The organism is Streptomyces sp. NRRL F-5123 (genome assembly GCF_000721495.1).
GTDB lineage: Bacteria > Actinomycetota > Actinomycetes > Streptomycetales > Streptomycetaceae > Actinacidiphila.
This window is the reverse complement of the sequence record NZ_JOHY01000046.1, coordinates 1-12,333: the sequence shown is the minus strand read 5'-3', so window position 1 is coordinate 12,333 and position 12,333 is coordinate 1. Positions and strand designations below refer to the sequence as shown.

Below are 12,333 nucleotides of genomic sequence, written 5' to 3'. Positions count from 1 at the left end.
CGCCGCCGCGTCACGGGCGCCGGAAGGTCAGGGTGAGGGCGCGACTGCCGCCCACCTGGCCCGTTCCGATGAGCTGCACCCCGCCGCTCGCCGTGACCTGGAAGGAGAGCTGCGCCTCGGCGAGCGGCAGGGTGCCGCCCTGGGCGGTGATGTCGGCGAAGACCTGCTGGAGCGCGTCCACGGTGGCGGCGAGGTTGCGCCGCAGCGGCCCGAGCGGCACGGCCCGCAGTTCGGGGTTGCCGCCGAGCAGCCCCATGGTGTCCTCGCCGTCCTCGGCGTCCACCCAGAACGGCAGCGTCGCGCCGTCCCCCGCCGCCGCTTCCTTGCCGCCCACCGCTTCGACGTCCGTCATGCGCCTGCCCCCGCCTTCCGGTCACCGCTGCTTGCGGTGCGTCAACTGTAGGGGCCGGGCCGGTGGTTGACAGGCGGGACGGGGGACGCGGCGGTGCGGGTCTCAGCCCCGCAGCGTCGTGGTCGCGGCCCGCAGGAGCGGCAGCAGACTCGCGCGCTGCTCGGCGGTCCAGCCGGTGAAGCGTCCGGCCAGCGAGGAGTCGACGACCTGCTGGAAGGCGGCGGTCAGCGCCGCGCCGTCGGCCGTGAGATGCACGCGGCTGAGGCGCCGGTCGTGCGGGTCGGGCTCGCGGGTGATCAGGCCGCGGCGTTCGAGGCGGTCGGCCAGGCCCGTGACGTTGGTCTTGTCGCAGTGCAGCAGCCGCGCGAGTTCGCCGAAGGAGGGCTGCATGTGCTGGGCGAAGCACAGGAGTTGGGCCTGCTGCGGGGTCAGGCCCTGGCTGCGGCTGGCGGCGCTGAAGAGGGCGTCGATCTCGCGGAAGAGCCCGATCAGGGAGTCGGTGAGGCCGTCGCCCTCCGGCGGTGGCGTCGGTTGTGCGTCGTGAGCCATGCGGACAGCGTACCGGTGAATGGTTGACACCCTCGACTAAATGGTTGATGCTCTCGACTGTCCAGATCATCATGCATATCCGGCTCACGGCCGACGACGGGGAGAGCGCACATGGCCACACACGAGGAGCGGGTCGCGATCGTGACCGGCGGGTCACGCGGCATCGGGCGGGCCGTCGCCGGGCGGCTGGCCCGCGACGGCCTCCGGGTCGTCATCGGCTCGCGCGGCGCGGCGGACGCGGAGAAGGCGGTCGCACGGATCGCGGAGAGCGGCGGGCAGGCCCTCGCCGTACCCGCCGACGTCACCGAACCCGGCGCGGCGGCACGGCTGTTCGACGAGGCGGAGGCGGCGTACGGGAGGGTCGACGTGTGGGTGAACAACGCGGCACCGGCGACCGTGGGCCCGCTCGCGCACGCCACCGACGACGACTTCGCGCGGTATTTCACCGCCGCCGCGTACGGGACCTTCACCGCCCTGCGGGAGGCCGCGCGCCGGATACGCGACGGCGGGCGGATCGTGCTGGTGTCGTCGGCGCTGGCCGTCGCGCCGCTGCCCGGCGCGGCGCTGCTGGCGGCGGCCAAGGCGGCGGGCGACCAGCTGGGGCGCACGCTGGCGTGGGAGCTGGGCCCGCGGGCGGTGACGGTCAACAGCGTCCTCCCCGGCCTGACCCGTACGGACGTACTGGCCACCGTGCCGCCGCCGGTCGTCGAGGACGCGGTGCGCCGCACGCCGCTCGGGCGGCTCGGCGAGCCGGACGACATCGCGGGCGTCGTCGGCTTCCTGGTCTCGGACGCGGGCCGCTGGGTCACCGCCCAGACGCTGCACGCCGCGGGCGGCATGATCTGAGACGCGCGCGGCGGCGGGTGCGCGGGGGAGCGCACTGGTGCACGGGCGAGGGGGAAATCGTGGAGTACGGGACCTGAACGCGGGACTTCCGCCAGGATGTCCGGGTGATTTCCCTGACCTCCTCCCTCACCGATCCGGGGCCGCTCGACGGGGAGCGGCTGTACTGGGACTGGTACCAGCGGCTCGGGCCCGGTGCCGAGGTGCTCGGCGATGTCCGCGGGGCCACCGTCGCCGACCTCGGGGCCGGGACGGGCGAGCGTGCCGCGTACGTCGCCGCCGTGCTGGGCGCGGACCAGGTCGCCGCGATCGACACCTCGGCCACCCGCGTCACCCTCGGGCGCGAACGGTACGGCCACGTAGCGGAGTTGGACTTCGTGCACGGCGACGCGGCCACCTATCTGGCCGCCGCCGCGGGCAGCATCGACGTGGCCTACTCCTGCTTCGGTGCCGCCGACTTCTCCGACCCGGTGCACCTGCTGCCCGCCGCCGCGAGCGGGCTGCGGCCCGGCGGCACGTTCGTCCTCGCGACGCTCGCGCACCACGAGGACGGCGCGCCGCCCGCGTCCGAACTGCGGCCCTCCGAGGTGTCGGTGCGCTCCTCCAGCGGCAGCCTGTCGACCAAGCGGCGCTGGGTGCTGGAGGCCGCCGTGTGGGAGAAGCTGCTGGTGGACGCGGGCTTCACCGACATCACCACCGAGGTGCTGCGCGACCCGGGCGGCGGCGACCGCCGGCCGCCCGTCGCCACGACCCTCATCCGTGCGGTGCGCGCGCGGAGTTGAAGCGCCCCGGGCCGAGGTCTCAGGACTCCAGGAGTTCCAGCTCGGTCGTGAGGTTGCGGCGCGCCGTGCGCTCCCAGTGCTCGCGGCCGTACGGGGTGCGGAACAGGTGCGGCAGGCCGAGGAGTTGGCGCAGGACGTCGGCCCGCCCGGCGCGGAAGTCCGGGTCGGGCACGAAGCCGTACTCGGCGCGGACGGCGGCGGCGTAGGCGGCGTACGCGGCCGGTTGGCCCGCGAGGACGGCCAGGTCGGCGTCGCAGAGCACCTCGCCGTCGGCGTCGCCGGGCGCGGGGTCGTGCGTCACGGTCAGCCGCACGAGCCGTACGACCTGCGCGACGCGCTCCGCGCCGACCCCTGCCTCGGTGAGCGCGCGGCGCGCGAGATCGGCGCTGCGCTCCTCGTTCTCGCTGCGGTCGGGACGGTAGACGGCGTCGTGGAACCACGCGGCCAGCGCCACGGTGTCCGGGTCCTCCGCGTAACCGGTCAGCTCGGTCGCCCGCGCGAGCACCTCCGCGAGGTGGTCGACCGTGTGGTAGCGGCGCTGCGGCTCGCCCCAGCGGTCCAGCAGCTCCTGCCCGTACGGCCCGGGGTCGGGCGCCTGCTCGCCCGCCCCGCCGTGCTCGCTCTCCTGGCAGCGGCGCAGCAGCTGGTTCCACTCGGCGAGCAGGGCGTCGTACCGCGGGTGGGCAACGGAGCTGGTGTGAGGCATGCGGGCCATTGTGGCGGAAGCACACGCGCGGGGTGGTCGCGGGTCCGCCGCACCGCGGTCCGCGCTGTCGCGGACGCCCGCCCCGCCGGGCGCTCACGGTGTCGGCCCGCGCCCCAGCCGCGCACCGCCAGGGCCGGCGCGGCGGCGCGGAAGATCACCGGAAAGAGGGCCGCGGCCGGGCGGTGCGGGCCCGTGTCCCGGCGCGGGGCAGCCCGGAGCAGCGCCCGTGGACCAGCAGGTTCTCCCGGGCGGCCGGCGCGGTGTGTCCAGCGTGCCGTCCCGCGGTACGGACCCGGGCCGTGCGCGGATCGCAGACCTTCCACCTCCGGGTCCTCCCCGGCACGCGCAGCGTGCCGCCCGACACCGGGGAGACGGCGGCGATCATGCGCATCGCCGTCGGCTTCCCGGCCCCGTTCGGCCCCGGGGACCCGAAGGCAATTCCGGGAAGTCCGCCCCGCCGGGGACAGCCAGGGGTGCGTGGGGCACCTCCCGTCGGGGCCCGGGGGAGAACAGCGTGACCGGCCTCGACGGCGAGAAGGTCCCGCCACGGACCGCAAGAGGCACCCCGGCGGACGCGAGTCGGCTCCGGGGCAAAAACGTATTCGCCTCCCCCGCGCCGGAGGCGTAGGATCGCCGGTCTTGCCGCCTCCCGGACGGGAGCGCCGCCGCCCGGACGGAAACCGGCCGGCCTCCTCACGTACCCGCCCCGACCGCCGGAGGCACCCGTGCCCTCGCACGCCCAGAGCCAGGACCACAGCAGCCCCACCCCCGCCGGCGCCCCCGCGGGAAGCGACCCGCTGCGCCGTGAGCGCGACCACCTCGCCGACTCGCGCGCCGCGCTGCGGGCGATGCGCGCGGACGTCGAGGCGATGGACATCAGCGACGTCAGCGGCAACTGGGTGGACGCCAAGGTGCTGGCCGCCGCGCACGCGGCCCGCATCGTCGCGCTCGCCGACCTCGCCGACACCCCCCTCTTCTTCGGCCGGCTCGACTACGGCCACGCGCCGGGCGCGGAAGCGGCCGAGGGCGCGGAGGGCGAGAGCTTCTACATCGGGCGGCGGCACGTCCACGACGCGGTCGGCGACCCGATGGTGATCGACTGGCGCGCACCGGTCTCCCAGCCCTTCTACCGCGCCTCGCGCGCCGAGCCGATGGACGTCCGGCTGCGCCGCCGGTTCGGTTACACCGGCGGGGAGCTGACCGCGTACGAGGACGAGCACCTCACCGACCCCGGCGAGGCGGACACCGCGAGCAAGCTGCTCCAGACCGAGATCGAGCGGCCGCGTGTCGGCCCGATGCGCGACATCGTCGCGACGATCCAGCCGGAGCAGGACGAGATCGTGCGCGCCGGGGTCACCGGCACGGTGTGCGTGCAGGGGGCGCCGGGTACCGGCAAGACGGCCGTGGGCCTGCACCGCGTCGCGTACCTGCTCTACGCGCACCGGGAGCGCCTCGCCCGCGCGGGCACGCTGGTGATCGGCCCGAACGCGTCCTTCCTGCGCTACATCGAGCAGGTGCTCCCGGCGCTGGGCGAACTCCACGTCAAGCAGGCCACGGTGGACTCGCTGGTCGCCCATGTGCCGGTGCGCGGCGCGGACTCGGCGGAGGCCGCCCGCCTCAAGGGGGACGCCCGGATGGCGGAGGTGCTGCGGCGCGCGGTGCGTTCGGGGATCCGGATGCCGCGGGAGCCGGTCGTGGTCGTCCGCGGCTCCCGCCGCTGGCGCGTGCCCGTGTACGAACTGGAGGAGATCGTCCGCGAGCTGGCCGGGCGCGACATCCGCTACGGAGCCGCGCACGACGCGCTGCCGCAGCGCATCGCGCACGCCGTGCTCGTCCAGATGGAGCGTGCCGGGGAGGCCCCCGACGACCGCGTGCAGGACGCGGTGGCCCGCAACTCCGCGGTCAAGGCGGCCGTCAAGGAGTGCTGGCCGCCGGTGGACCCGGCGAAGCTGGTGCTGCGGCTGCTGTCCGACGCGGAGTTCCTCGCCCGGGCGGCCGACGGCATCCTCGACCCGGAGGAGCAGCGGACCGTCCTGTGGGCCAAGCCCGCGCGCGGGCTCGCGTCGGCGAAGTGGTCGGCGGCCGACGCCGTGCTCGTCGACGAGGCGCGGGACCTGGTGCAGCGCACGCCGTCGCTCGGGCACGTGGTGCTGGACGAGGCGCAGGATCTCTCACCGATGCAGTACCGCGCGGTGGGCCGGCGCTGCTCGACCGGCTCCGCGACCGTGCTCGGCGACATCGCGCAGGGCACCACCCCCTGGGCGACGGCCAGTTGGGCGGAGGCGCTGCGGCACTTCGGCAAACCCGAGGCCAGGATCGAGGAGTTGACGCGCGGCTTCCGCGTGCCGCGCGAGGTCATCGGCTACGCGTCCCGGCTGCTGCCGCAGATCGCGCCGGACCTCGCCCCGGCGACGTCCGTCCGCGAGGCGGGCGGCGACTTCGCCGTACGGGCGGTGGCGGAGGGGGAGTTGGAGACGGCGGTGCTCGCCGCGTGCGGGACGGCGCTGGAGCACGAGGGCTCCGTCGGCCTGATCGCCGCGGACCCCGGCATCCCGGCCCTCGCCGCCGCGCTCACCGCGGCCGGACTGCCCTTCCTCGCCCCGGGGGACGAGACCTCGGCGGACGCCCGCCTCACCCTCGTCCCGGCGTCCCTCGCGAAGGGCCTCGAATACGACTACGTCGTCCTCGCCGAACCTGCCGCCGTCGTCGCCGCCGAGCCCGACCCGCGCACCGGCCTGCGCCGCCTGTACGTGGCGCTGACCCGCGCGGTGTCCGGTCTCACGGTCCTCCACGCGGAGCCCCTGCCGGCGGCGCTGGCGTCCTGAACGCGGGTGCGGCGGCGGGTGGTTCGGCCGGCGCCGACGGGTGGTTCGGCCCGCGCGGCGGGTGGTTCGGCCGGCGGCGGCGGGCCGGTTCAGCCCGCGCGGCGGGCGCTTCAGCCCACGGCGACGGGGGCGTCCAGCACCTCGCGCCAGGTCCGGACGGCGGACGGGTCGACCGCGCCGGACCACCCGCCGGCCCGTACCGCACCGCCGACGTGGAAGCCGTCGAGGCCCGCCGCGCGCAGTTCGGGGACGTGCTCCAGCAGCAGCCCGCCGCCCACCAGGAGCCGCGGCTCGTAGCCGGGCTCGCCGCCGCGCGCGGCCTCGGCGCACAGCACGTCCATCCCGTCGCCGACGCCCTTCGCGGACCCGGCCGTCAGGTACGTGTCGAGGCCGGGCAGCCCCGCGAGCTGCAGCCGTACGGCGTCGCGGTCGGCGGCCCGGTCGATCGCCCGGTGGAAGGTCCAGCGGCACCCGTCGAGCACGTCGACCAGCGCGTGCACGGCCTCCAGGTCCGCGGCCCCGCTCCCGTCGAGGAAGCCGAGCACGAACTCCTCGGCGCCCTCCGCCCGCAGCCCCTGCGCCGCTTCGCACAGCTCGTCCAGCTGCCGGGTCCCGCCCGCGCTGAACCCGTCCGTGAGCCGCAGCATCACCCGCAGCGGGATGTCGACGGCGGCGCGAATCGCCCCGAACGTCTCCCGTGACGGGGTCAGGCCGTCGGCGGCCATGTCCGTGACCAGTTCGAGCCGGTCGGCGCCGCCGGCCTGTGCCGAAACGGCGTCATCGGGTCCGAGGGCGATTACCTCGAAGATTGGTCTAGACATATGACCAAGGTTGCCACATGCCCCCGCCCCACGCGACCCCCGGGTCCCCCGTGGCGCCGAGGGGCAACGCCCGGAGGAGCGGGAGAACTGCGCGAGCCACCACGACAGTGGGACAGCCGCGGTACCCACCGCAAGGGGCGGCCCGGAGCACGAAGGAGCGCGCGCGGGCACTTCCCGGGGGGAGCTCGGGGGAGTACCGCGTGACGGGCTCGCACCGGCGGAAGATCGCGCGTGACGGCGCGAGCCCCGGCCCGTCGCGCAACGGCAGCCGCACGCGGGGTGCGGGGGACTTCGTGAAGAGCTTGCACGCACCGCGCCTCCCGCGATCAACTGATCGCCGAACGCGCCCCGAACCGGAAAGGTCCGCATGGAGTTCCTGGGGGAGCCGGGCCGACCCGCGCAAACGGGTCCGTACCGGCCGGTCGCCGCCATCGGCCAAGGCGGCATGGGCCGCGTCCTGCTCGCCGTCTCGCCGGACGGCCGCCTGGTCGCGGTCAAGCTCGTGCACGAGCAACTCGTGCACGAGCCCGGCTTCCGCGACCGCTTCCGCCGCGAGGTGACCGCGTCCCGCCGGGTGTCGGGCGCGTACACCGCCGCCGTCCTGGACGCGGACGCCGACGCCCCCACCCCGTGGCTTGCCTCCGTTTTCGTGCCGGGCCCCGCGCTGCGGGAGGTCGTCGAGCGCGCGGGCCCGCTGCCGCCGCCCGCGGCCGTACGGCTGGCGGCGGGCCTCGCGGCGGCGCTCGGCGAGGTCCACCGGGCGGGGCTGATCCACCGCGACCTGAAACCGTCCAACGTGCTGCTGGCCGCGGACGGCCCGCGCGTCATCGACTTCGGCATCGCGCGGGCGACGGACAGCGAGGGCGGCACCGAGATCACCCGCACCGGCATGGTGGTCGGCTCGCCCGCCTTCATGTCGCCGGAGCAGGCCGAGGGACGCGCCCTCACCCCGGCAGCCGACGTCTTCTCACTCGGCTCGGTCGTGGCGTACGCCTGCACGGGGCGCAGCCCGTTCACGGGTACGTCCGCGCTGCTCACGCTCTACGACGTGGTGCACGGCGAGCCCGAACTCAGCGGACTGCCGGAGGAGTTGCGCGGCCTGGTGCGGGACTGCCTCGCCAAGGACCCGGCCGCCAGGCCCGCCCCGGCGGAGATCCTGGCCCGCGTCGGCCACGTCCCGCCCGCCACCCGCCCCTGGCCGGCGGCCGTGCACGAGCTGATCGGCGCGCAGGAGGCGGAGATCGAGCGGGCGCTCGGCGGTACGGAGCCGGGCCCGGCGGGGGAGGCGGGGGGAGTACCGGCCCCCGACGTGGCGGGCCTGCCGACGCAGACCGCCGCCCCGGCCGTACCGCCGCGCGTACCGCCGGAGCCGCCCGTACCGCCTGCCGCATCCGCATCCGCATCCGTGCCCGGGTCCGTACCGCCCGCCGAAGGACCGCCCGCCGAGGTACCGGCGGACGCAGCGGAGGACGTACCGGCTGACGGAGCCGCAAACGCACCGGCGGACGGAGCCGCCGGGCGGGGCCCGAGCCGGCGGGCGCTCGTGCTCGGCGCCCTGGGTGTCGCCGGCATCGGCGCCGCCGTGGGCGTCCCGCTCGCGCTGAACGGCGGTTCCGGCGGCGGCGACGGCAAGGCCTCCGGCGCACCGCCGACCCGGACCGCGTCCCGGCCCCCGTCACCGTCTCCGTCGACCGCGCCGCCCTCGACGGCGGCGAGCCCGACGCCGACCGCGCCGCCGTCCCCGCTGCCGGCGGGGGAGGAGACGGCGGCGTACGTCCTGTCCGAGAAGACGTCGATGCTGACCGCCGCCGAGATCAGCCGGGACGGCAGGCTCGTCGCGGTGGGGGACATGGACGGCGGCGTGGTGCTGCGCCGGGTGCCCAGCCTGCAGATCGATACGGTCCTCGCGCAGCCGGTCGACGGCTCGGTCTTCAACAGCACCGGCGACGTCGCGTTCAGCCCCGACGGCAAGCTGCTCGCGAGCGTCAACGAGAACGCGGCGGTCACCCTGTGGGATGTCGCGTCCCGCAAGAGTGTCGCCACACTGCACGGCGACCCGGGCCAGCGGCGGGCGGCGTCCACGTACGCCCTGGTCTTCAGCCGGGACGGCAAATCCCTGGCGCTGGGCGCCACCCGCACGATCACGGTGTGGGACGTCGCCTCCCGGCGCAGGACCGCCAAGGTGGCGTGGCCGCAGGACAGCGAGGCGGAGTACGAGGCGGAGAGCGATCTCCAGGGCATGGCCTTCACGGCGGACGGCCGGACGGTCGTGGCGTCCACGTCGGTCGGCAAGCTGCACTTCTGCGACCTGCGCGGGCAGCGGATCGCCGCCACCGTACGCGGCCCGCGCGAGGGCCTGTCGGACCTGGCGGTGAGCCCGAACGGCAAGATCCTGGCGGTGGGCGCGTACGGCGAGGTACGGCTGTGGCGCCCCGACACCCGCAAGGCGCTGGAAACCGTGCCGTGCGATCCGTACTGGGTCAGCAGCGTCGCTTTCAGCCGCGACGGCAAGTACCTGGCCGTCGCGCAGATCGGCGGCTCGGCGCAGGTGCTCGCGACGGCGGACTGGAGCCTCGTCCACGCCTTCGACAGCACGACGGACGGGGCGACCGACACGCTGAGCGCCGCGATGACCGACTCCACGGCTCCCGACAGCGTGTCCTTCAGCCCGCGCGCCGACTACCTGGCGGAGCCGCTGGACTACTGCCTGGCGCTGTGGAAGCTCGACTGAGACCGTCCGCCTCCGACCGGGGGCGGACGGTCTCGGGGTGACCCTGATATCCGGGTAGGGGGTGCGGGTCCACCCGGGGGATGATCACCGGGCGAGAGAATTACATCCCCAGCCCGACGTGGGGCGAATGCCGGATTTCGTACCGTGGGGACATGGCCTCCTCGACGCTCACCCCAGCCCCCGCGCCGCAGCTCGCGCACGGTGCGACCATGCCCGACTCCCGCCCCGACCACCCCCGCCACCGCCTGGGCGACGCCCTGCGCGCGATACGCGTGTACGCCGTCGCGGCGGTGGAGGTGGTGGTGCTCGGCACCGGCGGCAAGCGCTGAGCCCCGCAGGCCCTGGACGCTCTCAGACGTCCTCGCCCGCGCCCGTGAGCAGGTCGTCCGCGTCGACGATCCGGTAGGCGTAGCCCTGCTCGGCCAGGAAGCGCTGGCGGTGGGCCGCGAAGTCCTGGTCGATGGTGTCCCGCGCCACGACCGAGTAGAAGCGGGCCTCGTGACCGTCCGCCTTGGGCCGCAGCACCCGTCCCAGCCGCTGCGCCTCCTCCTGGCGGGAGCCGAAGGTACCGGAGACCTGGATGGCGACCGTCGCCTCGGGCAGGTCGATGGAGAAGTTGGCCACCTTCGACACGACCAGCACCGACAGCTCGCCCTGCCGGAAGGCCTCGAAGAGCTTCTCGCGCTGCGCGTTCGACGTCTCACCCTTGATCACCGGGGCGCCCAGGTGCTCGCCCAGTTCGTCGAGCTGGTCGATGTACTGCCCGATGACCAGGGTCTGCTGGCCGGCGTGCTTGCGCACCAGCGCCTCGGTGACCTTGCGCTTGGTCGCCGTCGTCGCGCAGTAGCGGTATTTCTCCTCGGCCTCGGCGGTGGCATAGGCCAGCCGTTCCGCATCGGTGAGGTTGACCCGCACCTCGACACAGTCGGCGGGCGCGATGTAGCCCTGCGCCTCGATCTCCTTCCAGGGGGCGTCGAAGCGCTTGGGGCCGATGAGCGAGAAGACGTCAGACTCGCGGCCGTCCTCCCGGACGAGTGTCGCGGTCAGCCCGAGGCGGCGGCGCGCCTGGAGGTCGGCGGTGAACTTGAAGACCGGAGCAGGAAGGAGATGGACCTCGTCGTAGATGATCAGACCCCAGTCCCGGGAGTCGAAGAGCTCCAGGTGCGGGTAGATGCCCTTCCGCTTGGTCGTCAGGACCTGGTAGGTCGCGATGGTGACGGGCCGGATCTCCTTGCGCGTACCGCTGTACTCGCCGATCTCGTCCTCGGTGAGCGAGGTGCGCCGGATCAGCTCGTGTTTCCACTGCCGCGCCGACACGGTGTTGGTGACCAGAATCAGGGTGGTCGCCTTCGCCTCGGCCATCGCGCCCGCGCCGACCAGCGTCTTGCCCGCGCCGCACGGCAGCACGACCACGCCCGAGCCGCCGTGCCAGAAGCCCTCCACGGCCTGCTTCTGGTAGGGCCGCAGCCCCCAGCCCTCCTCGTCGAGGTGGATCGGGTGCGCCTCGCCGTCCACGTATCCGGCGAAGTCCTCGGCCGGCCAGCCCAGCTTGAGCAGCACCTGCTTGATCTGGCCGCGCTCGGAGGGGTGGACGAGCACGGTGTCCTCGTCGATCCGCGCGCCGACGAGCGGCTGGACGCGCTTGGACCGGAGGATCTCCTCCAGGACGGGGCGGTCGGTGGTGGTCAGCACGAGCCCGTGCGCGGGGTGCTTGCTGAGCCGCAGCCGCCCGTAGCGGTCCATCGTCTCGGCGACATCGACGAGCAGGGCGTGCGGCACGGGGTAGCGGCTGTACTCGACCAGCGCGTCCACCACCTGCTCGGCGTCGTGCCCGGCGGCCCGGGCGTTCCACAGGCCGAGCGGGGTGAGCCGGTAGGTGTGGATGTGCTCGGGCGCTCGCTCCAGCTCGGCGAAGGGGGCGATGGCCCGCCGGCAGGCGTCGGCCAGCTCGTGGTCGACCTCCAGCAGGAGGGTCTTGTCGCTCTGGACGATCAGGCAGGACACGCGGGTACCTCCGGGCTGCCGGGATGGGGCGAACGAAAAATTGTACGCCGGACGGGCGCAACGACAGGGTGTCCGCGGTCACCCCGCGGACGGGGAGGGGGTGAGGGGCGGTGAGCGGGGGTCGGCGCGGGGGGTGAGGGCGGGGGAGTGACGGTCCGTGCAGGGCCTGGAACGGGAGCCGGGGTGGGGCCCGGGATGGGGTCTGAGCGCCATCCGTGCGAATCTGTGGCGTCCTTACTCGTGCCTTACCTCCGTATTTTTCCTATTTGATGTTTTCTGCGGTCATGGATCACCAGCAGACGCATCCTCCCGCCGAGCCGCGCCGGCGTAGGACGTTCCGCGCGGTCGCGGCCTCCTCGGCTGTCGTCGTCGCGGGAGTCATCGCCGCGGCCGGCCTGCTGCTCCCCGCCTCCGCTTCCGCCTCAGGCGGGGACCCGACGGGCGACGGGTTGCCGTCCGCCAGTCACGGCCCCACGCAGCCCACCGACGACTGGCCCGGCCCCCCCGACACGCACGGGCCCACCCAGCAGCCCACGACGGACCACCCGAGTCAGCCGGACACGGGGTGGCCCAGCCAGCAGCCCACGACGGATCACCCGAGTCAGCCGGACACGGGGTGGCCGCAGCCCAGCACGTCCAGCTGCCCGCCCACCCACCACCCTGTCTCTTATACACATCTCCGAGCCCACGAGACAGGCAGAAATCTCGTATGCCGTCTTC

Annotated in this window: 10 protein-coding genes; 5 read left to right on the top strand and 5 right to left on the bottom strand. The window is 74.6% G+C overall.

Going from position 1 to position 12,333, the window contains the following annotated elements:
- Window positions 1-10: 10 nt before the first annotated feature.
- Window positions 11-352: a hypothetical protein gene (locus IH54_RS0128675; RefSeq protein ID WP_031522325.1), complete on the bottom strand. Its 342-nt coding sequence runs from the start codon at window positions 350-352 to the stop codon at window positions 11-13.
- Between the two features lie 102 nt (window positions 353-454).
- Window positions 455-901 carry a MarR family winged helix-turn-helix transcriptional regulator gene (locus IH54_RS0128670; protein WP_052397979.1) on the bottom strand — a complete coding sequence of 149 codons (447 nt, stop codon included), beginning with the start codon at window positions 899-901 and terminating at the stop codon, window positions 455-457.
- Window positions 902-1,012: 111 nt separating this feature from the next.
- On the opposite strand from IH54_RS0128670, the gene IH54_RS0128665 reads away from it, so the two are divergent.
- Window positions 1,013-1,747 (top strand): SDR family oxidoreductase, encoded by a 735-nt coding sequence (locus IH54_RS0128665; protein ID WP_031522320.1) that lies wholly within the window; start codon window positions 1,013-1,015, stop codon window positions 1,745-1,747.
- A gap of 104 nt (window positions 1,748-1,851) precedes the next feature.
- Window positions 1,852-2,526, top strand: coding sequence for a class I SAM-dependent methyltransferase (locus tag IH54_RS0128660; protein WP_052397978.1), 675 nt, complete (start codon window positions 1,852-1,854; stop codon window positions 2,524-2,526).
- A 19-nt stretch (window positions 2,527-2,545) separates the two neighbouring features.
- Here IH54_RS0128660 and IH54_RS0128655 read toward each other — a convergent pair whose 3' ends face one another.
- Window positions 2,546-3,241 carry a hypothetical protein gene (locus IH54_RS0128655; RefSeq protein WP_052397977.1) on the bottom strand — a complete coding sequence of 232 codons (696 nt, stop codon included), beginning with the start codon at window positions 3,239-3,241 and terminating at the stop codon, window positions 2,546-2,548.
- A gap of 716 nt (window positions 3,242-3,957) precedes the next feature.
- Here IH54_RS0128655 and IH54_RS0128645 point away from each other — a divergent pair.
- On the top strand, window positions 3,958-6,057 hold the full coding sequence (locus tag IH54_RS0128645) for an AAA family ATPase (protein WP_031522313.1): 2,100 nt from the start codon (window positions 3,958-3,960) through the stop codon (window positions 6,055-6,057).
- Between the two features lie 110 nt (window positions 6,058-6,167).
- Here IH54_RS0128645 and IH54_RS0128640 read toward each other — a convergent pair whose 3' ends face one another.
- Window positions 6,168-6,878 carry a copper homeostasis protein CutC gene (locus tag IH54_RS0128640; protein ID WP_031522312.1) on the bottom strand — a complete coding sequence of 237 codons (711 nt, stop codon included), beginning with the start codon at window positions 6,876-6,878 and terminating at the stop codon, window positions 6,168-6,170.
- 367 nt (window positions 6,879-7,245) lie between these two features.
- Here IH54_RS0128640 and IH54_RS47785 point away from each other — a divergent pair, with 367 nt between their 5' ends.
- Window positions 7,246-9,609 carry a protein kinase domain-containing protein gene (locus tag IH54_RS47785; protein ID WP_031522311.1) on the top strand — a complete coding sequence of 788 codons (2,364 nt, stop codon included), beginning with the start codon at window positions 7,246-7,248 and terminating at the stop codon, window positions 9,607-9,609.
- Between the two features lie 152 nt (window positions 9,610-9,761).
- A complete protein-coding gene (locus tag IH54_RS46305; RefSeq protein ID WP_199923479.1) occupies window positions 9,762-9,938 on the top strand; it encodes a hypothetical protein in 177 nt (58 codons plus the stop codon).
- A 22-nt stretch (window positions 9,939-9,960) separates the two neighbouring features.
- Here the strand turns inward: IH54_RS46305 and IH54_RS0128625 are convergent, their stop codons facing one another.
- Window positions 9,961-11,613: a DNA repair helicase XPB gene (locus IH54_RS0128625; RefSeq protein WP_031522307.1), complete on the bottom strand. Its 1,653-nt coding sequence runs from the start codon at window positions 11,611-11,613 to the stop codon at window positions 9,961-9,963.
- Between the last annotated feature and the right edge of the window lie 720 nt (window positions 11,614-12,333).